We start from the raw sequence: 17,769 nt of genomic DNA, 5'->3' as shown, positions 1-17,769 counted from the left end.
GGCGTGCCCGCGGCGATCGAGGAACATCACGATACCGGCCGGCCGATCGCACTCGCCGACCTGGTCGGCCGCGCGCGCCCGCTGGTCATCCGCGGCCTGTGCCGCGACTGGCCGATGGTGGCCTGGGCGCGGCAGTCGGACACGGCGTTTGCCCAGGGCCTGGCCGCGCTGGACAACGGCAGCGAGGTCGATGCGCTGCTGCTGCCGCCGGGCGAGGGAGTGATCGGCTACAACGCGGCGTTCGACGGCTTCAACTACGCGCATCACCGCGTCTCGGTCACCCAGGGCCTGCAGCGGCTGGCGCAGTACAGCCGACAGCCGGACGCGCCGGGCCTGGCGATGCAGAGCGCGCTGATCTCCGCCTGCCTGCCGGGGTTGCTGGACGATCACGCGATTCCGTTTCTCGAACGCAGCATCCAGCCGCGCATCTGGATCGGCAACCGGGTCACCACGCCCGCGCATTTCGACGAGTACCACAACGTCGCCTGCGTCGTTTGCGGCGCCCGGCGCTTCACCCTGTTCGCGCCGGAACAGGCGCGCAACCTGTATGTCGGACCGCTGGATTTCGCGCCCACCGGCGCGGCGATCGGCATCGCCCGGCTCGATCGCCCGGACGATCCGCGCTACCCCCGCCTGAAGCTGGCCCTGGCCGAGGCGCAGGTGGCGGATCTTCACCCCGGCGACGCGATCTACATCCCGCCGATGTGGTGGCATCACGTCGAGTCGCTGGAGCGGATCAATGCACTGGTGAATTACTGGTGGAAACCCGTGCCTGCCAGCGGCTATGCACCGAACACCGCACTGGGCTGCCTGATGCATTGCATCCTCACCTTCCGCTCGCTGCCGCCCGCGGAGCGGGCCGCGTGGAAGACGTTGCTGGACCATTACGTGTTCGACGACGAGGATTCCGCCGCGCATATCCCTGCCGGCCGGCGCGGAATACTCGGTCCGCTGACACCCGAACAACTGGCCGAGTTGCGCGAAACCATCCGGCGCTATCTGTGAACCCTTCGGCCGGGCTTGCCGCTAAGATGACCGCTTGCCGCAGTGCGGCATGCCAACGAGTGAGGACATGAGCAAGATCGTGGATTACAACGCCTACCCCGACGCGCACGGCCGCTTCGGCAACTACGGCGGCAGTTACGTCGCCGAGACCCTGATGGCGCCGCTGGCCGAACTGACCGAAGCCTACCTGCGCCTGCGCGACGATCCGGCGTTCATCGCCGAACTCGACCGCGACCTCAAGCACTACGTCGGCCGGCCCAGCCCGATCTACCACGCCGAACGGCTGTCGCAGCACGTCGGTGGTGCGCGCATCCTGTTCAAGCGCGAGGATCTGAACCACACCGGCGCGCACAAGATCAACAACACGGTCGGCCAGGCGCTGGTCGCGCGCAACATGGGCAAGACCCGCATCATCGCCGAGACCGGCGCCGGCCAGCACGGCGTGGCCAGCGCCACGGTGGCGGCGCGGCTGGGCCTGAAGTGCGTGGTCTACATGGGCGCGGTGGACATCGAGCGGCAGAAGATCAACGTCTACCGCATGAAGCTGCTCGGCGCCGAGGTGGTGCCGGTGACGTCCGGCTCGAAGACGCTGAAGGATGCGCTGAACGAGGCGATGCGCGACTGGGTCACCAACGTGGCCGACACCTTCTACATCATCGGCACGGTGGCCGGGCCGCATCCGTACCCGCTGATGGTGCGCGATTTCAACGCGATCGTCGGTCGCGAGGCGCGCGCGCAGGTGCTGGAGCAATACGGCTGCCTGCCGGACGTGCTGACTGCCTGCGTCGGTGGCGGTTCCAACGCGATCGGCCTGTTCCATGCGTTCCTCAACGATGCCGGCGTGCGCATCGTCGGCGCCGAGGCGGCCGGCGAGGGCATCGCCACCGGGCATCACGCGGCCTCGCTGGCGGCCGGCCGGCCCGGCGTGCTGCACGGCAACCGCACCTACGTGCTGTGCGACGACAACGGCCAGATCACCGAAACGCATTCGATCTCGGCTGGCCTCGACTATCCCGGCGTCGGTCCCGAGCATGCGTTCCTGAAGGACGCCGGCCGCGCCGAGTACGTCGGCGTGACCGACGACGAGGCGATGGAGGCATTCCATCTGCTTGCGCGCACCGAGGGCATCCTGGCCGCGCTGGAATCCAGCCACGCGGTGGCGCAGGCAATCAAGCTGGCGCGTGAATTGCCGAAGGACGGCATCGTGCTGTGCAACCTGTCCGGCCGCGGCGACAAGGACGTGCACACGATCGCGGCGCGCGAAGGAGTCGAGGTATGAGTCGCATCGACCGTCGCTTCGCCGCCCTGAAATCGGCCGGCCGCACCGGCCTGGTTCCGTTCGTCACCGCCGGCGATCCGTCGCCGCAGCACATGGTGGCGCTGATGCACGCACTGGTCGACGCCGGCGCCGACCTGATCGAGCTGGGCGTGCCGTTCTCCGACCCGATGGCCGACGGCCCGGTTATCCAGCACGCCAGCGAGCGGGCGATCGCGAAAGGCGTGGGCCTGGCCGAGGTGCTGGGCTGGGTCGCTGCGTTCCGACAGCGCGATGCGGACACGCCGATCGTGCTGATGGGCTACCTCAACCCGGTCGAGATCCACGGCTACGCGCGCTTCGCGCAGGAGGCCGTGCAGGCCGGCGTCGATGGCGTGCTGCTGGTCGATTGCCCGCTGGAGGAATCCGCCGTGCTGCAGCCGTTGCGCGACGCCGGGCTGCAGCAGATCCTGCTCGCCGCACCGACCACCGCACCCTCGCGTATGGCGCAGTTGTGCGGTTCGGCCGAGGGTTTCCTGTACTATGTCTCGTTTGCCGGCACCACTGGTGCGGCACACTTGAGCACCGGCGACATCGCGGCGCGCGTGGCGGATATCCGGGCCCATGCGAAGGCGCCGGTGGCGGTGGGCTTCGGCATCCGCGATGCGGCGAGCGCGCAGGCGATCGCCGGTTTCGCCGATGCGGTGGTGATCGGCAGTGCGCTGGTCGAGCGGCTGGCCGGGGCGACGGATGCCGCGGAAATCGCCACGCGCGCGCAAGCGTTCCTGGCGCCGATCCGCACCGCGCTCGATACGCATTGAGGACGCGCACCGCCTGATCGCGGCGCGCTCACGAACAGTCAGGGTGATGCAATGAATTGGCTGCAGAAAATCATGAACCCGCGCACCCGCCCGCAGAGTCCGAATGGCGGCAAGGGTTCGGTGCCCGAGGGCGTGTGGGAAAAGTGCGGCGGTTGCGGCACCGTGCTGTACCGGCCGGAGCTCGAGCGCAACCTGATGGTCTGCCCGAAGTGCGGCCATCATCACTACATCAGTGCGCGCGTGCGACTGGGCGCGCTGCTCGACGAGGGCTCGGCGCAGGAACTGTGGTCTGGCCTGGAGCCGACCGATCCGCTGAAGTTCCGCGACTCCAAGAAGTATCGCGACCGCATTGCCGCCACCCAGAAGAAGGTCGGCGAGAAGGATGCGATGGTCGCGATGAGCGGCAGGCTCAAGGGCCGTCCACTGATGGCGACGGCATTCGAGTTCGCCTACATGGGTGGCTCGATGGGTTCGGTGGTCGGCGAGAAGTTCGCGCGCGCCGCCGAACGCGCGCTGGCCGACAGGAGCGCGCTGGTGTGCTTCTCCGCTACCGGCGGCGCGCGCATGCAGGAAGCGCTGTTCTCGCTGATGCAGATGGCGAAGACCTCGGCCGCGCTGGCGCGCCTGCGCGACGCCGGCGTGCCGTACATCAGCGTGCTGACCAACCCGACCACCGGCGGCGTTTCGGCCAGCCTGGCGATGCTTGGCGACATCAATATCGGCGAGCCGAAGGCGCTGATCGGTTTCGCCGGTCCGCGCGTGATCGAGCAGACCGTGCGCGAGACCTTGCCGGAGGGCTTCCAGCGTTCGGAGTTCCTGCTCGACCATGGCGCGATCGACCTGATCGTCGATCGCCGCGAGATGCGCGACAAGCTGGCCGACCTGCTCGGCATCCTGATGAAGGCGCCGCGCGCGGCTTGATCCGGGATTGGCACAACGATGCGATGCCGCCTTCGGGCGGCATCGTCGTTTGCGCGATCGGGTTTTCCACAGCCGCTGTGGAGGTGTCGCGGTAAAGCCTGTGGACAAGCGATATTCGCCACTTGTCCATCAAGCACTTGCTACGCGTTGCCGAGATGTTGCGCAGTCGGGCGAAGTTCTCCACAGCGATTGTGGAGCGTGCGCGGTAAAGCCTGTGGACAAGTGCGCTATCTGTCTGAGCGCAAAGGCACTGCCGACGGCGTGCGCATATTCTGTGCAGCGCAACGCTCAGCCGAGTGACGACAGCAGCCACAGCGACACGCCGCCAAGACCGCTGCCGATGACGATCGCGGCCAGCACGTCGCTGGGATAGTGCAGCCCGAGGATCACCCGCGAGACGGCGACCAGTACAGTGAAGCCCAGCAGCAGCGGCGCCAGCGACGGATACCAGGCCAGCGCCACGACGCTGAAGCCCACCGCCTGCAAGGTATGCCCGGACGGGAAGCTGAACTCGTCCAGCGGCGGCACGTGCGCGATCACGCCGGGGCAGGCGCGGTAGGGACGCGGGCGGCGCGTCCAGCGCTTCAGCAGGCGATACAGCAGCAACGCGGCGAGTCCGGTCGCCGCCATGTGCGTGGCGGCGGCGATGCCGCGCTGGCCGCCGAGCACGGCCAGCGCGGCCATCAGTGCATACCAGAACACCCCGTCGCCGAGCCGGCTGACCATGCCGAAGAACAGGCCCACCAGGCGCCGGGCGCCCCAGTGGTTGGCGATCACGCAGACGCGTCGGTCCAGCGCGAAACGCGGCCCGGGCAGAAGCTCAGACGTGGGCGGCGATGGAGGCGTGTTCATGCAGGTTCTCCTCGGCCATCTCGCGCAGCAGGGTTTCGAAATCGCGGATCACCGCGTCCGGCGAAAGCCCGGCCATGCCGGCGTGGCCGGCGCGGCCCATGTGCCGGATCAGCGCCGGGTTGCCGGCAAGTTTCGCCGCCGCCCCGATGAAGGCCGCTGCGTTGCCCGATGCGATGCAGTAGCCGTTGACGCCGTCGACGAGATGCTCGCGCGCGGCGCCTTCGGCGTAGGCCACCACCGGCAGGCCGGCGGCCAGCGCCTCGATGATCACGTTGCCGAAGGTCTCGCTGAGGCTGGGGAAGGGGAACAGGTCCGCGCTGGCGTAGTGCCGTGCCAGCGCCTCGCCGCGCTGCACGCCGGCGAAGATGAAATCCGGATGCGCGGCCTGCAGCGCGTCGCGGGCCGGGCCGTCGCCGACCCATACGTAACGCGCCTGCGGCACCTGCTGGCGGATCGCGCGAAAGGCCTGTACCGCCAGGTCGAGATTCTTCTCCGGCGCGATGCGTCCGACGTACAGCACCACCGGCGTGGCGGCGTCCACGCCCCAGCTGGCGCGCAAGGCTTCATCGCGCCGGTTCGGGTGGAACAGCTGCGTGTCCACCGCGCGGCGCAGCAGGCGTGCGTTGGCGATACCCATGGCATGCAGCTCCCGTGCGAGTGCGTCGGTCGGCACCAGCGTGGCGGCGGCACGCTGGTGGAAGCGGCGCAGGTAGCCGCGCACCAGCGGCGTGAGCAGGCCCAGGCCGTAGTGGCTGGCGTAGCTGTCGAAGCGGGTATGGAAGCCGCTGCTGAGCGGGATGCCCAGTCGTCTGGCGGCACGCATGGCCGACCAGCCGAGCGGTCCCTCGGTAGCTACGTACACCGCGTCGGGACGCTGCTTCGACCAGTGCTGGCGCAGCGTGCGTCCGGCTGGCAGGCCGAAGCGCAGGCCGGGGTAACGGGGCAGGGCGCCGCCGCGCAGTTCGAGCGCGTCGATGCCGGCTTCATCGCCATGTGGCTGCGGCTGGCGCGGGCGGATCAGGTCGATGTCGTGGCCCCGCGCGGCAAGTCCGGCGGCGAGGCTGTGCACGGTCAGCGCGACGCCGTTGATTTCCGGTGGATAGGTTTCGCTGACGATGCCGATGCGCATGACGCTACCCGTGCTGGCTGGGCACAGCTTCGCCGGCCGGCGTTGCGGCGACGTGGCGGGTACATGACGCCGCGGTGACGTGCGGGTGCCTTGAGGACACCACAGCGCTTACACTGGGCCATCCTTCACCGCTGGAGACCGACGATGAAACGCATCCTGCTCGCACTTGCCCTGACCGGACTGGCCAGTGCCGCACTGGCCGCCGACGCTGGCCTGCCGATCACCCCGGCACCCGGCGGCGCCGAGGTCTACATCATTTCGCCCAGCAATGGCGCCACCGTGGGCCAGGACGTCACCGTGCGCTTCGGCCTCAAGGGCATGGGCGTGGCGCCGGCCGGGGTGACCAAGGAGCACACCGGCCACCATCACCTGCTGGTCGACGTGAAGGAACTGCCTGCTGCCGGCCAGCCGATCCCGAACGACGCCAACCACATCCACTTCGGTGGCGGCCAGACCGAGACCACGCTGAAGCTGAAGCCCGGCACGCACACCCTGCAACTGGAACTGGGCGACCAGAACCATGTGCCGTTCGATCCGGCGGTGGTGTCGAAGAAGATCACCATCCACGTGAAGTAATCCTGTGTGAAGCGGGCGATTCGCGGGCTGCCGTTGGCAGATCGGCTAAAATCGGCAGCTTCGCTCTCACGCTGCCGATATTCCGATGACCGTCCGCACCCGCTTCGCCCCCAGCCCCACCGGTTTCCTGCATATCGGCGGCGCGCGCACCGCGCTGTATTGCTGGCTGGAGTCGCGCCGTCGCGGCGGCGAATTCATCCTGCGCATCGAGGACACCGACCGCGAGCGCTCCACCGACGCGGCGGTGCAGGCGATACTCGACGCGATGCACTGGCTCGGCCTCGACGCCGACGAAGGCCCGTTCTACCAGACCCAGCGGCTTGCGCGGTACAAGCAGGTCGCCGACGAGCTGGTCGCCGCCGGCAAGGCGTACTACGCCTACGAGAGCAAGGAAGAGATCGAGGCGATGCGCGAGGCCGCGATGGCGAAGGGCGAGAAGCCGCGCTACAACGGCCATTACCGCGACCGCAACGAACCCGGCTTTCATGAAGCCCGTCGTGACGATCCCAATCGCGTGATCCGTTTCCGCAATCCGACTGAAGGCTCGGTGGTGTTCGACGACAAGGTGAAGGGTCGCATCGAGTGGGCCAACAGCGAGCTGGACGACCTGGTGATCTTCCGCTCCGACGGCTGGCCCACCTACAACTTCGCCGTGGTGGTCGACGACATCGACATGGGCATCACCGAGGTGATCCGCGGCGACGACCACGTCAACAACACGCCGCGGCAGATCAACATCTACCACGCGCTGGGCGCGAAGGTGCCGGAGTTCGCGCACCTGCCGATGATCCTCGACAAGGAAGGCAAGAAGCTGTCCAAGCGCACCAACTCGGTCAGCGTGATGGAGTACCGCGCCGACGGCTTCCTGCCGCACGCGATCCTGAACTACCTGGTGCGGCTGGGCTGGTCGCACGGCGACCAGGAGATCTTCTCGCGCGAGGAGATGATCGCGCTGTTCGACATCGCCGACGTCAACAAGGCCGCTTCGCGCTTCGACACCGAGAAGCTGGCCTGGCTCAACCAGCACTACCTGAAGACGGATGCCCCGCAGTCGCTGGCCGCCGAATTTGAGTGGCACCTGCAGCGCGCCGGGATCGACACGTCGCACGGCCCGGCACCGGTCGACGTGATCGTGGCGTTGCGCGACCGCGTGCACACGCTGAAGGAAATGGCCGAGCGCGCGAAGATCTGGTACGCGCCGATCGCCGAATGGGACGACAAGGCGGTCGCCAAGCATCTGAAGAACGACAGCGCGGTTGCCGTGCTCGACGCGGCCAAGTCGCTGCTGGCCGGGTGCGAATGGCAGCCGGAACCGATCCACCAGGTGATCGAGCAGGTTGCCGCGAAGCTGGAACTGGGCATGGGCAAGATCGCGCAGCCGCTGCGGGTGGCGATGACCGGTACCCAGGTCTCGCCGTCGATCGAGCACACGATCTACCTGGCCGGCTGCGACGAAGCGCTCAAGCGCATCGACGCCGCGATCGCCATCGCGCGGGGATGAGCTTCCCGCCATGTCGATGACGCGCTGAACCCGCCGTGGACGAACTGCTGGCCAGGGCCACCCAGGGCGTCGACCCCGACGCACCGGGTGCGTTCTGGCACATCTTCTTCAACCTGTTGAATATGCTGCCGTGGGCAGCCATGTTCTGGTGGAGCCTGCTGTTCGTCGCGGTGGGCGCGCTGCTCGGCTGGTGGCGCGGCCGCCTGTTCGAGGGCATCGTATGGGCGTGGGTGCTGGGGCCGATCGGCTGGATCGTGATCCTGTCCAGGCCCCGCCCCGCGCCGCACCCGCAGCCGCCGCCACTGCGGCGCTGAGCCTTGTCTGGAGTGATGCGGTTGCCAGTGTATGATCCGTCTTGAGGTGAAACGCGTGAGCCATGAAGTCGCCCACAACCCGCACGCGCACCATCCGCATCATCATCATGAGGATGCGAAGGGGTTCGTGCGTGCGGTGGAGCATGCCAGCGAGGAGCGCGGCTTGCGCCTGACCCCGCTGCGCAAGGAAGTGCTCGAACTGGTCGCGACCGCGCACAAGCCGGTCAAGGCCTACGACCTGCTTGACCAGCTGCGCGAGAAGCACGGCAACGCCGCGCCGCCGACGGTCTACCGCGCGCTCGACTTCCTGCTCGAGAACGGCTTCATCCACAAGCTGGAATCGATCAATGCGTTCGTCTCCTGCCACCACCCGGCCGAAGCGCACCAGGTACCGTTCCTGATCTGCGACATCTGCTCCAGTGCCCAGGAAGTCTGCGACGAGCGGGTTGCCGAGCTGATCGAGGCACAGGCCAAGGCACTCGGCTTCCGTCCGCAGGCGCAAACCCTGGAAGTGCACGGCACCTGCAGGAACTGCCGCAAGGCCTGAGCCCGGGTTCCCCGGGTATGGCGGTCGATAGTGTTATAAAGTAACATATCGTCGGCCGGATATAGAGTCGCCACGTCTGGCGACGCCGGGGCAGGTCGATGGATTCCGAGCAGGCGAACAAATCCCGTTGGTGGCATGCCGCCGATCGCGTTGGCGCGATGGCTTCTTTCCTGTGCGCGATCCACTGCGCGCTGTTGCCCTTCGTGCTCGCGCTGCTGCCGCTGCTGGGCCTGGAATTCCTGGCCGACCACCGCTTCGAGCGTGTTTTCGTGCTGTGTGCCTGCGTGCTGGCCTCGTTCGTGCTGGTCCGCGGTTATCGCCGGCACCGGCAGTCGCTGCCATTGCGGCTGGCCGCGCCGGCGCTGGCCCTGCTGCTGCTCGGCGTCATCTACATCGATGGCTCCTTGCTGATCCTGCACAGCGTGCTGGTGACCTGCGGCGGCCTGCTGCTGGCCGCCGCGCATTTCGTCAACCTGCGACTGGACAGCCGCAACGGCGACGCCCACGTGCATGGCCCGCAGTGCGCGCACTGAACGTGGTGATTGTGTAACGGCGGCGGCCGTTCCTAGCATGCACGCATGAGCACGCCCCACGCCCACTTGCACGACCACGCACACGACCATGCGCATGGCCACGCCCTTGCATCCGGCGGGCGCAGTCGCAAGCTGCTGTTTGCTTTCGTCTTGACCGCCGTGATGATGATGGTCGAGGTGGTTGGCGGCGCGTGGTCCGGCTCGCTGGCCTTGCTGGCCGATGCCGGCCACATGATGGTCGATGCGCTGGCCCTGCTGCTGGCGGTGGTCGGCGCGTGGGTGGCAACCAGGCCGGCCGATGCGCGGCGCAGTTACGGCTATGGCCGGATGGAAGTGCTGGCGGGTTTCGTCAATGCAATGGGCCAGTTCGTGCTGGTCGGCTGGATCGTCTACGAGGCCGTCGTGCGGCTGCTGCACCCCGGGGAGATCCTGTCCGGGATGATGCTGGCCGTGGCGGTCGCGGGGTTGCTGGTGAATGCGCTGGTGCTGCGCACCCTGCACGGGCATGCGCACGACGACGTCAACCTGGCCGGCGCCAGCCTGCATGTGCTGGGCGACCTGCTCGGTTCGCTGGCGGCGGTGCTGGCGGCGCTGGCGATCCGCTGGCTCGGCTGGCTGTGGGCCGATCCGGTGCTGTCGCTGCTGGTCTCGCTGCTGATCCTGGGCAGCGCATGGCGCTTGTTGCGGATGTCCGCGCACATCCTGCTGGAAGGCGTGCCCGACGGCATGGACAGCGCACTGGTGGAGGCGTCGCTGCGCACGGCCGATCCCGCCATCCGCGACATTCACCACCTGCACGTGTGGCAACTGGCGTCGGGTTCGCGCATGGCCACCGTGCATGCCGAACTGGATGAGCATGCCGACGGCGCGCGGGCCTTGCAGGCGATCAAGCGAATGTTGCTGGAGCGCTTCGGGATCCAGCATGTGACCGTGCAGATCGACCCCGGCAAGTGTCTCGATGCCGGCGGGGACTGCGCCGGGCACGGCCAGCCCTGACTATCCCGCACGGCTCCGACACTGCTATGATGGCAGGCCGTTCATCCAATAAATCAAGGAGTTCCCCATGGGTAAGGGCGATCGCAAGACCCGTCGCGGCAAGACCTATCGCGGCAGCTACGGCAATACCCGTGCGCACGGCGTGCTGCCGGCCGTGGTGGGCGCCAAGCCGACCGTGACCAAGCCGGCTGCCGCCAAGAAGGCCGCGCCGAAGAAGAAGTCGGCCTGAGCCGACTCCGGCCTGCACCAGGTTCGCACGACCCCCGCTTCGGCGGGGGTCTTTGTTTTTGGAGAGGGGAGGCTGTCGAAGCTGTGCTAGGCGCTTCGGACAACCGCCGCTGAACCCGGATTGATACCGGCGAAAAACGGGTTTGCCGCGGTGCCGCATGCCGTGTATGATGCGCACCACTGTGTTAATGCGTTAGTACATTATGAAACGTCGATCGCTCGATCCGGAAACCCCCGCCGAATCCGCCGAGCAGAGCCTTTACGAGGCGCTGCTGTCGTTGAAGAACAGCGGGGAGATGGGCGCCTTCCTGAGCGACCTGTGCACGCCGGCCGAGCTTGAGGTGCTGGTGGATCGCTGGCGGGTGGTTCCGTACCTGCTGGAAGGCGTGTCGTACCGCGAGATCCACGAGCGCACCGCAGTCAGCATCACCACGATCGGACGGGTGGCGCGCTACCTCAACCAGGGCAGCGGCGGCTATCTGGCGGCCGCGGCCCGCGCTGCGCGGCGACAGTCGCAGGCAGCGAAAAAGGCGAAGGCATGAAAACGCGCGACCGCTTGCGCATCGCGATGCAGAAGTCCGGCCGGCTGACCGAGCCGGCGCTGGAGCTGCTGACCCGTTGCGGGCTCACCTTCCGGCAAAGCCGCGACAAGCTGTTCTGCTTCGGCGAGGGCGAACCGGTCGACCTGCTGCTGGTGCGCGACGACGATATTCCCGGCCTGATCGCGCAGGGCGTGTGCGACCTCGGCATCGTCGGGCGCAACGTGCTGAGCGAGTTCCAGCTCACCACGGGGCGCGATGCCGAACCGCTCAGCGAACTGCGCCCGCTCGGCTTTGGACGCTGCCGGTTGTCGATCGCGGTACCGCAGGAACTGGACTACCAGGGGCCGCAACAACTGCAGGGCCGGCGCATCGCCACTTCGTATCCGGGCCTGCTCGGCGAATGGCTGCGCACGCAGGGGATCGACGCCGGCGTGGTGACCCTGGCCGGTTCGGTCGAGATTGCGCCGAAGCTGGGCACCGCCGATGCGATCTGCGACCTGGTGCAGAGCGGCGGCACCCTGGTGGCGAACCAGTTGCGCGAGACCGACGTGCTGTTGCAGAGCGAGGCCGTACTGGCCGGGCCGCTGGCCTTGCCGGCAGACGAGCGCGGCGACCTGCTGGAGTTGCTGCTGAAGCGACTGGACGGGGTGATCCAGGTGCGTGAATCGCGCCTGTTGCTGTTGCAGACCTCGCGCCACACGCTGGAAGCGGTCACCCGGTTGTTGCCGGGCGGCCCGCAGCCGACCCTGCTGCCGGTCGCCGGCCAGCCAGACCAGCTGATGCTGCAAGCGTTGTGCGCCGGCGAAGTGAGCTGGCGGCAACTGGAAGAAATCAAGAGGGCCGGCGCGCGCGAGATGTTCGTGCTGCCGGTGGAGAAAATGCTCGCATGAAGAACTGGCTCGCATGAAACGTCTGGACTGGAACGCACTGGATGAAGCGGCACGCCGCGATGCGCTGGCGCGGCCCGCGCAGTCGCGCGCGGATGAACTGCGCCGCGGTGTCGAGCGGATCATCGCTGCCGTGCGCGAGCACGGCGACACGGCATTGCGTGAGCTCAGCGCAAAATACGACCGCTGCACACTGGACACGATCGCGGTGGATGAGGCCGAGTTCGCCGCGGCCGAGGCCTTTCTCGATCCGGCCCTGAAGGCGGCGATCCGAGAAGCGGCCGCGCGCATCGAGTTGTTCCATCGCGCGGCGGCGCCGCAGCCGGTGGCGGTGGATACCGCGCCCGGCGTGCGGGTGGAGCGCATGCTGCGTCCGGTCAGCCGGGTCGGCCTGTACGTGCCGGCCGGCAGTGCGCCGCTGCCGTCGACCGCCTTGATGCTGGGCGTGCCGGCGCATGTCGCCGGTTGCCGCGAGGTGGTGTTGTGCTCGCCGGCGCGCGCGGATGGCCGTTGCGACGAGGCGGTGTTGTATGCCGCGCGCCTCACCGGCGTGCACAAAGTGTTCAAGCTGGGCGGCGCGCAGGCGATCGCCGCGATGGCTTACGGCAGCGCCAGCGTGCCGAAGTGCGACAAGCTGTTCGGCCCCGGCAACGCCTGGGTCACCGAAGCGAAGCTGCAGGTGTCGTCCGACCCGGACGGCGCCGCGATCGACATGCCGGCCGGCCCGTCGGAAGTGCTGGTGATCGCCGATGCCGGCGCGAACCCGGTGTTCGTCGCCGCCGACCTGCTGTCTCAGGCCGAGCACGGGCCGGATTCGCAGGTGATCCTGCTGAGCCCGTCCGCCGACCTGCTGGACAAGGCAGCCGCCGAGGTCGAGCGCCAATGCGCCGAATTGCCGCGCGGCGCGATCGCCCGCCAGGCGCTGGCGCAGAGCCGGTTGATCGGCGTCGACTCGCTGGCGCAGGCGGTCGAGGTGAGCAACCGCTACGCGCCCGAGCACCTGATCCTGCAGGTGGCCGCGCCGCGCGCCTTGCTCGACGGCATCGACAGCGCCGGCTCGATCTTCCTCGGCCAGTGGACGCCCGAATCGGTGGGCGACTATTGCAGCGGCAGCAACCATGTGCTGCCGACCTACGGCTACGCGCGCAGCTACAGCGGCGTGTCGGTGGCCAGCTACCAGAAGCAGATCAGCGTGCAGGAAGTCAGCGAAGAAGGCTTGCGCAGCATCGGCCCGTGCACGGCGACGCTGGCGGCGGCCGAACAACTGGAGGCGCACCGCCGCGCGGTGACCTTGCGCCTGGAGGCATTGGCATGAGCGTACTCGACCTGGCGCGGCCGGAGATCCGCGCGATGCAGCCGTACTCATCGGCGCGGATGGAAGCCAGCGGCGGCGAAGTCCTGCTCAACGCGAACGAATCGGCGTGGGCGCCGATGGGCGACCACAACCTTGGCTGCAACCGCTATCCCGAGCCGCAGCCTGCCGCCCTGGTCGATGCGCTGGCGGCGCTCTATGGCGTGCGGCGCGAACAGCTGCTGGTTGGCCGCGGCAGCGACGAGGCGATCGACCTGCTGGTGCGCGCGTTCTGCCGCGCCGGCCGCGACGCGATCCTGATCCAGCCGCCGACGTTCGGCATGTACGCGGTATGCGCCCGGGTGCAGGATGCGGGCATCGTCGAGGTGCCGCTGGAGGCGGGTTTCAGCCTGGACGCGGATGCCGTACTGGCCGCCGTGAGCCCGGCAGTGAAGCTGGTCTTCATCTGCACGCCGAACAATCCCACCGGGCAGCCGGTGCCGCGCGCCGTGGTCGAGCGGCTGGCGCAGGCGCTGAGCGGTCGCGCCTTGCTGGTGGTGGACGAGGCCTACGCGGAGTTCGGCGACGCGGGCAGCGTGGCGGACCTGATCGGCCGCTATGACAACCTAGCCGTGTTGCGCACCTTGTCCAAGGCCTGGGCGCTGGCCGGCGCACGCGTCGGCAGTTTGCTGGCGAATGCCGAGGTGATCGCGCTGTTGCGCCGGATCATGGCGCCGTATCCGTTGCCGTTGCCGTGTGTGGACGCCGCGTTGTTGGCGTTGTCCGGCTGGGGCCAGGCGAATGCACGAGGGCATGTCGCCATCGTGCGCGAACAGCGCGCGCGGATGCAGGCCGAGCTGCGCCGGTTGCCCGGCGTGCGCGAGGTGTTGCCGTCGCAGGCGAACTTTCTCGCCGTGCGCTTCGATGACGCCGGCGCCGCTTACCAGCGTCTGCTCGCGGCCGGCATCGTGGTGCGCGACGTGCGTCGCTATCCGAACCTCGGCGATGCGCTGCGCATCACCATCGGCACTCCCGCGGAGAATGATCGGGTGCTGGCTGTGCTGGCTTCCGGTCAAGGCGTCGCCGATGGAGCGGCTCTTCTGAAGAGTCCGGCCATGGATGGCCGGGATCTTGCCGAGGGACCGGCATGAACAGTCGCAAGCTGCTTTTCGTCGACCGCGACGGCTGCCTGATCGAGGAGCCGGCCGACGAGCAGATCGACAGCTACGAAAAGCTGGCCCTGCTGCCGGGCGTGATCGCCGCGTTGCAGCGTTTCGTCGCGGCCGGCTACGAACTGGTGATGGTGACCAACCAGGATGGCCTGGGCACCGACAGTTTCCCCGAACCGGATTTCACCGGGCCGCACGAACTGCTGCTGCGCATCCTCGACTCGCAGGGCATTCGCTTCCGCGAGGTGTTGATCGATCGCAGCTTCCCGCACGAGGGCAAGGACACGCGCAAGCCCGGCATCGGCATGCTGCGGCACTACCTCGCCGACGACGGCTGGAGCCGCGCAGCATCGGCCATGGTGGGCGATCGCGAGACCGACCTGCAGTTTGCCGCGAATCTTGGTGTGCGCGGCTTCCGCGTGGGGCCGCGCGGGCTCGACTGGGAGGCGCTGGCGCACCAGCTATTGGACGCGCCGCGTACGGCCACGGTGGCACGCAACACCAGGGAAACCCGCATCACGGTCAGCGTCGATCTGGACCGGGTAGCCGAGCCGAAGGCGCGCACCGGGCTGGGTTTCTTCGACCACATGCTGGAGCAGATCGGCAAGCACGGCGGCTTCGCGCTGGAGCTGCAATGCGACGGCGACATCCGCATCGACGAGCACCACACCATCGAGGACTGCGCGCTGGCATTGGGCGGGGCCTTGAAGCAGGCGCTCGGCGACAAGCGCGGCATCGGCCGCTACGGCTTCACCCTGCCGATGGACGAAGCGCAGGCCAGCGCGGCGCTGGACCTGTCCGGCCGGCCGTACTTCGTGTTCGAGGGCAGCTTCCCGCGCGAGCGCGTGGGCGAGGTGCCGACCGAACTGGTGCCGCACTTCTTCCGCTCGCTGTGCGAGAGCCTGGGCGCGAACCTGCACCTGTCCGTGCGCGGCGACAACGCGCATCACATGGTCGAGGCCTGCTTCAAGGTCGTCGCGCGCACGCTGCGCCAGGCGATCCGCCGCGAGGGCAGCGAACTGCCCAGCACCAAGGGCGCGCTGTGATGAGCGTGGTCCTGGTCGATGCCGGCGGTACCAATATCGGCTCGGTGCGTTACGCGCTGCAGCGGCTGGGCGTGGATGCCGCGCTGACCGCGGACGCGGCGACGATCCGCGCCGCCGACAAGGTGATCCTGCCCGGCGTGGGCGCTGCCGGCCCCGGCATGGCACGGCTGCGCGAGCTGGGCCTGGTCGAGCTGCTGCGCTCGCTGAAGCAGCCCGTGCTGGGTGTCTGCCTGGGCATGCAGCTGTTGTGCGCGCATTCGGAGGAGGGCGATACCGAATGCCTCGGGCTGATCCCGGTACCGGTGCGCCGCTTCGCCGAAGCTCCCGGTCTGCGCGTGCCGCACATGGGCTGGAACTGCTTGAGCGCGAAGCAGGCGCATCCCCTGCTGGCCGGGCTGGGCGACGATGAGCAGGCGTACTTCGTGCACAGCTATGCGGTGCCGGTGAGCGACTGGACCCTCGCCAGCAGCGACTATGGCGAGGCATTTTCCGCCGTGATCGCACGCGACAACTACTACGGCATGCAATTCCATCCCGAGCGCTCCGCTGCCGTCGGCGCGAGGCTCCTCAGGAATTTCCTCGGACTATGAACTTCGACGCGATCCCCGCGATCGACCTGCGCGGCGGCCAGGTGGTGCGCCTGAAGCAGGGAGACTACGCGCAGCAGACCACGTATGCGGCCGATCCGCGCGAACTGGCGCGGCGCTACGCCGACGCCGGCGCACGCCGGTTGCACCTGGTCGATCTGGATGGCGCGCGCTCGGGTCGGCTCGACAATCTCGCGGTGATCCGCTCGATCGCGGCAGATGGCATGCAGGTCCAGGCCGGCGGTGGAGTGCGGGACGAAATGGACCTGCAACGTTTGTTCGACGCCGGCGTGCAGCGTGTGGTGCTGGGCAGCGTGGCGATCCGCGATCCCGAACTCGTCGCCGGCTGGCTGGACAAATACGGTGCCGAACGTTTGATCCTTGCGCTCGACACCCGCTGCGTCAATGGCCGCTGGGCCTTGCCCAGCGCCGGCTGGACCGAAACCGAGGCGCGCACGCTGGACGAACTGGCGCCGTGGTACGCCGCGCGCGGCGCGCGCCACCTGCTGTGCACCGACATCGACCGCGACGGCATGCTGGCCGGCTTCAACCTCGATCTCTATCGCCACCTCGCCGCCGCGGTGCCGTCACTGGCCGTGCAGGCGTCCGGTGGCGTGCGCTCGCTGGACGACATCCGCGCCGCGCGCGAGGCGGGTGCGCAGGGCGTGATCCTCGGCCGTGCGCTGCTGGAAGGGCGCTTCACCGTCGAGGAGGCATTGGCATGCTGAGCCGCCGCATCATTCCCTGCCTGGACGTGCGCGACGGCAAGGTGGTCAAGGGCGTGCGCTTCCGCGATCACGTGGTGATGGGCGAGATCGTCGATCTCGCACTGCGTTATCGCGACGAAGGCGCCGACGAGCTGGTGTTCTACGACATCACCGCCAGCCCGGAGGGGCGCAGCGTGGATCGCGGCTGGGTCGAGAAGGTTGCCTGCGTGATCGACATTCCGTTCTGCGTGGCTGGCGGCATCCGCTCGGTCGACGAGGCGCGCGCGGTGCTGCATGCCGGCGCGGACAAGATCTCGGTGAACTCGCCGGCGCTGGAGCGGCCCGGGTTGATCGACGAGCTGGCCGCCGCGTTCGGCGTGCAATGCGTGGTGGTCGGCATCGACTCGCTGCGCGATGCCGATGGCGAGTGGCGCGTGCGCCAGTACACCGGCGATCCCGCGAAGACGCAGGCTCTGCCGCGCCGCACGCTGGACTGGATGGTCGAGGCGCAGCAGCGTGGTGCCGGTGAGATCGTGTTGAACTGCATGGGCAGCGACGGCGTACGCCGCGGCTACGACCTGGAGCAATTGTCGGTGGCGCGCGCAGTGTGCCATGTGCCGTTGGTTGCTTCCGGCGGCGCCGGCACGCTGCAGCATTTCCGCGATGCCTTCGTCGAGGTTGACGTAGACGGCGCGCTGGCGGCCAGCGTGTTCCACTCCGGAGCGATCGCGATTCCCGAACTCAAGCAGTATCTGCACGGGCAAGGTGTAGCGGTGCGCCTGTGAACGGTCGGGAAAACAGCGGCCTGTCTGCCGCCGAAGTCTGGTTGGCCGGAAACCCACCGTTCCCCCAGGGCGTGGGC

The 17,769-nt window shown here is 68.3% G+C and carries 21 protein-coding genes; 19 read left to right on the top strand and 2 right to left on the bottom strand.

Annotated elements, in window-relative coordinates; translation table 11 throughout:
• The first annotated feature begins 3 nt into the window (after positions 1 to 3).
• The 4 genes from KK131_RS02330 (at position 4) to accD (ending at position 4,002) form a co-directional block, all read left to right on the top strand.
• Positions 4 to 1,005, top strand: coding sequence for a cupin-like domain-containing protein (locus tag KK131_RS02330; protein ID WP_345777227.1), 1,002 nt, complete (start codon positions 4 to 6; stop codon positions 1,003 to 1,005).
• Between the two features lie 67 nt (positions 1,006 to 1,072).
• Positions 1,073 to 2,284 carry a tryptophan synthase subunit beta gene (gene trpB, locus KK131_RS02325; RefSeq protein WP_214555000.1) on the top strand — a complete coding sequence of 404 codons (1,212 nt, stop codon included), beginning with the start codon at positions 1,073 to 1,075 and terminating at the stop codon, positions 2,282 to 2,284.
• Positions 2,281 to 3,081: a tryptophan synthase subunit alpha gene (trpA, locus tag KK131_RS02320; RefSeq protein WP_214554999.1), complete on the top strand. Its 801-nt coding sequence runs from the start codon at positions 2,281 to 2,283 to the stop codon at positions 3,079 to 3,081. Before trpB ends, trpA begins: the two co-directional genes overlap by 4 nt.
• A 51-nt stretch (positions 3,082 to 3,132) precedes the next feature.
• On the top strand, positions 3,133 to 4,002 hold the full coding sequence (gene accD / locus KK131_RS02315; protein WP_214554998.1) for an acetyl-CoA carboxylase, carboxyltransferase subunit beta: 870 nt from the start codon (positions 3,133 to 3,135) through the stop codon (positions 4,000 to 4,002).
• Positions 4,003 to 4,290: 288 nt separating this feature from the next.
• On the opposite strand, the gene KK131_RS02310 is transcribed toward accD, so the two are convergent.
• Both KK131_RS02310 and KK131_RS02305 read right to left on the bottom strand, forming a co-directional pair.
• The gene (locus tag KK131_RS02310) at positions 4,291 to 4,854 is read right to left on the bottom strand and encodes a phosphatase PAP2 family protein (protein WP_214554996.1); all 564 of its coding nucleotides are present in this window, start codon (positions 4,852 to 4,854) and stop codon (positions 4,291 to 4,293) included.
• On the bottom strand, positions 4,823 to 5,983 hold the full coding sequence (locus KK131_RS02305) for a glycosyltransferase family 1 protein (RefSeq protein ID WP_214554995.1): 1,161 nt from the start codon (positions 5,981 to 5,983) through the stop codon (positions 4,823 to 4,825). Before KK131_RS02305 ends, KK131_RS02310 begins: the two co-directional genes overlap by 32 nt.
• A gap of 144 nt (positions 5,984 to 6,127) precedes the next feature.
• Between KK131_RS02305 and KK131_RS02300 the strand changes: the two genes are divergently transcribed.
• The 15 genes from KK131_RS02300 (at position 6,128) to hisF (ending at position 17,692) form a co-directional block, all read left to right on the top strand.
• Positions 6,128 to 6,559 (top strand): DUF4399 domain-containing protein, encoded by a 432-nt coding sequence (locus tag KK131_RS02300; RefSeq protein ID WP_214554994.1) that lies wholly within the window; start codon positions 6,128 to 6,130, stop codon positions 6,557 to 6,559.
• 85 nt (positions 6,560 to 6,644) lie between these two features.
• Complete coding sequence (gltX, locus tag KK131_RS02295; protein WP_214554993.1) at positions 6,645 to 8,060, top strand: glutamate--tRNA ligase; 1,416 nt, start codon at positions 6,645 to 6,647, stop codon at positions 8,058 to 8,060.
• Between the two features lie 35 nt (positions 8,061 to 8,095).
• A complete protein-coding gene (locus KK131_RS02290; RefSeq protein ID WP_214554991.1) occupies positions 8,096 to 8,374 on the top strand; it encodes a hypothetical protein in 279 nt (92 codons plus the stop codon).
• Between the two features lie 31 nt (positions 8,375 to 8,405).
• Positions 8,406 to 8,921 (top strand): transcriptional repressor, encoded by a 516-nt coding sequence (locus KK131_RS02285; protein ID WP_214554989.1) that lies wholly within the window; start codon positions 8,406 to 8,408, stop codon positions 8,919 to 8,921.
• Positions 8,922 to 9,019: 98 nt separating this feature from the next.
• Entirely contained in the window at positions 9,020 to 9,454 is a 435-nt protein-coding gene (locus KK131_RS02280) for a MerC domain-containing protein (protein WP_214554987.1), read from the top strand.
• 45 nt (positions 9,455 to 9,499) lie between these two features.
• Complete coding sequence (locus KK131_RS02275; RefSeq protein ID WP_214554986.1) at positions 9,500 to 10,450, top strand: cation diffusion facilitator family transporter; 951 nt, start codon at positions 9,500 to 9,502, stop codon at positions 10,448 to 10,450.
• 67 nt (positions 10,451 to 10,517) lie between these two features.
• A complete protein-coding gene (locus tag KK131_RS02270) occupies positions 10,518 to 10,679 on the top strand; it encodes a 30S ribosomal protein THX (RefSeq protein ID WP_015447337.1) in 162 nt (53 codons plus the stop codon).
• A 202-nt stretch (positions 10,680 to 10,881) separates the two neighbouring features.
• A complete protein-coding gene (locus tag KK131_RS02265; protein ID WP_214554985.1) occupies positions 10,882 to 11,220 on the top strand; it encodes a YerC/YecD family TrpR-related protein in 339 nt (112 codons plus the stop codon).
• Positions 11,217 to 12,110 (top strand): ATP phosphoribosyltransferase, encoded by an 894-nt coding sequence (gene hisG / locus KK131_RS02260; protein ID WP_214554984.1) that lies wholly within the window; start codon positions 11,217 to 11,219, stop codon positions 12,108 to 12,110. The genes KK131_RS02265 and hisG overlap by 4 nt, the downstream gene beginning before the upstream one ends.
• Before the next feature lie 13 nt (positions 12,111 to 12,123).
• The gene (gene hisD / locus KK131_RS02255; protein WP_214554983.1) at positions 12,124 to 13,422 is read left to right on the top strand and encodes a histidinol dehydrogenase; all 1,299 of its coding nucleotides are present in this window, start codon (positions 12,124 to 12,126) and stop codon (positions 13,420 to 13,422) included.
• Positions 13,419 to 14,549: a histidinol-phosphate transaminase gene (gene hisC, locus KK131_RS02250; RefSeq protein ID WP_214554981.1), complete on the top strand. Its 1,131-nt coding sequence runs from the start codon at positions 13,419 to 13,421 to the stop codon at positions 14,547 to 14,549. Before hisD ends, hisC begins: the two co-directional genes overlap by 4 nt.
• Positions 14,546 to 15,613: a bifunctional histidinol-phosphatase/imidazoleglycerol-phosphate dehydratase HisB gene (gene hisB / locus KK131_RS02245; protein ID WP_214554979.1), complete on the top strand. Its 1,068-nt coding sequence runs from the start codon at positions 14,546 to 14,548 to the stop codon at positions 15,611 to 15,613. The genes hisC and hisB overlap by 4 nt, the downstream gene beginning before the upstream one ends.
• Positions 15,613 to 16,203 carry an imidazole glycerol phosphate synthase subunit HisH gene (hisH, locus tag KK131_RS02240; protein ID WP_214554977.1) on the top strand — a complete coding sequence of 197 codons (591 nt, stop codon included), beginning with the start codon at positions 15,613 to 15,615 and terminating at the stop codon, positions 16,201 to 16,203. The genes hisB and hisH overlap by 1 nt, the downstream gene beginning before the upstream one ends.
• Positions 16,200 to 16,928 (top strand): 1-(5-phosphoribosyl)-5-[(5-phosphoribosylamino)methylideneamino]imidazole-4-carboxamide isomerase, encoded by a 729-nt coding sequence (gene hisA / locus KK131_RS02235; protein ID WP_214554975.1) that lies wholly within the window; start codon positions 16,200 to 16,202, stop codon positions 16,926 to 16,928. Before hisH ends, hisA begins: the two co-directional genes overlap by 4 nt.
• Positions 16,922 to 17,692, top strand: coding sequence for an imidazole glycerol phosphate synthase subunit HisF (gene hisF, locus KK131_RS02230; protein WP_214554973.1), 771 nt, complete (start codon positions 16,922 to 16,924; stop codon positions 17,690 to 17,692). The genes hisA and hisF overlap by 7 nt, the downstream gene beginning before the upstream one ends.
• The last annotated feature ends 77 nt before the right edge of the window (positions 17,693 to 17,769 follow it).

This window comes from Rhodanobacter sp. LX-99 (assembly GCF_018599185.1).
GTDB lineage: Bacteria > Pseudomonadota > Gammaproteobacteria > Xanthomonadales > Rhodanobacteraceae > Rhodanobacter.
This window is presented reverse-complemented; position numbering and strand designations above follow the sequence as displayed.

What these genes read in the sequence shown, in the direction of transcription:
- trpB (WP_214555000.1), top strand. Translation starts at nt 1,073, where the DNA reads ATGAGCAAGATCGTGGATTACAACGCCTACCCCGACGCGCACGGCCGC.
- trpA (WP_214554999.1), top strand. Translation starts at nt 2,281, where the DNA reads ATGAGTCGCATCGACCGTCGCTTCGCCGCCCTGAAATCGGCCGGCCGC.
- accD (WP_214554998.1), top strand. Translation starts at nt 3,133, where the DNA reads ATGAATTGGCTGCAGAAAATCATGAACCCGCGCACCCGCCCGCAGAGT.
- KK131_RS02310 (WP_214554996.1), bottom strand. Translation starts at nt 4,854, where the DNA reads ATGAACACGCCTCCATCGCCGCCCACGTCTGAGCTTCTGCCCGGGCCG.
- KK131_RS02305 (WP_214554995.1), bottom strand. Translation starts at nt 5,983, where the DNA reads ATGCGCATCGGCATCGTCAGCGAAACCTATCCACCGGAAATCAACGGC.
- KK131_RS02300 (WP_214554994.1), top strand. Translation starts at nt 6,128, where the DNA reads ATGAAACGCATCCTGCTCGCACTTGCCCTGACCGGACTGGCCAGTGCC.
- gltX (WP_214554993.1), top strand. Translation starts at nt 6,645, where the DNA reads ATGACCGTCCGCACCCGCTTCGCCCCCAGCCCCACCGGTTTCCTGCAT.
- KK131_RS02285 (WP_214554989.1), top strand. Translation starts at nt 8,406, where the DNA reads ATGATCCGTCTTGAGGTGAAACGCGTGAGCCATGAAGTCGCCCACAAC.
- KK131_RS02280 (WP_214554987.1), top strand. Translation starts at nt 9,020, where the DNA reads ATGGATTCCGAGCAGGCGAACAAATCCCGTTGGTGGCATGCCGCCGAT.
- KK131_RS02275 (WP_214554986.1), top strand. Translation starts at nt 9,500, where the DNA reads ATGAGCACGCCCCACGCCCACTTGCACGACCACGCACACGACCATGCG.
- KK131_RS02270 (WP_015447337.1), top strand. Translation starts at nt 10,518, where the DNA reads ATGGGTAAGGGCGATCGCAAGACCCGTCGCGGCAAGACCTATCGCGGC.
- KK131_RS02265 (WP_214554985.1), top strand. Translation starts at nt 10,882, where the DNA reads ATGAAACGTCGATCGCTCGATCCGGAAACCCCCGCCGAATCCGCCGAG.
- hisG (WP_214554984.1), top strand. Translation starts at nt 11,217, where the DNA reads ATGAAAACGCGCGACCGCTTGCGCATCGCGATGCAGAAGTCCGGCCGG.
- hisD (WP_214554983.1), top strand. Translation starts at nt 12,124, where the DNA reads ATGAAACGTCTGGACTGGAACGCACTGGATGAAGCGGCACGCCGCGAT.
- hisC (WP_214554981.1), top strand. Translation starts at nt 13,419, where the DNA reads ATGAGCGTACTCGACCTGGCGCGGCCGGAGATCCGCGCGATGCAGCCG.
- hisB (WP_214554979.1), top strand. Translation starts at nt 14,546, where the DNA reads ATGAACAGTCGCAAGCTGCTTTTCGTCGACCGCGACGGCTGCCTGATC.
- hisH (WP_214554977.1), top strand. Translation starts at nt 15,613, where the DNA reads ATGAGCGTGGTCCTGGTCGATGCCGGCGGTACCAATATCGGCTCGGTG.
- hisA (WP_214554975.1), top strand. Translation starts at nt 16,200, where the DNA reads ATGAACTTCGACGCGATCCCCGCGATCGACCTGCGCGGCGGCCAGGTG.
- hisF (WP_214554973.1), top strand. Translation starts at nt 16,922, where the DNA reads ATGCTGAGCCGCCGCATCATTCCCTGCCTGGACGTGCGCGACGGCAAG.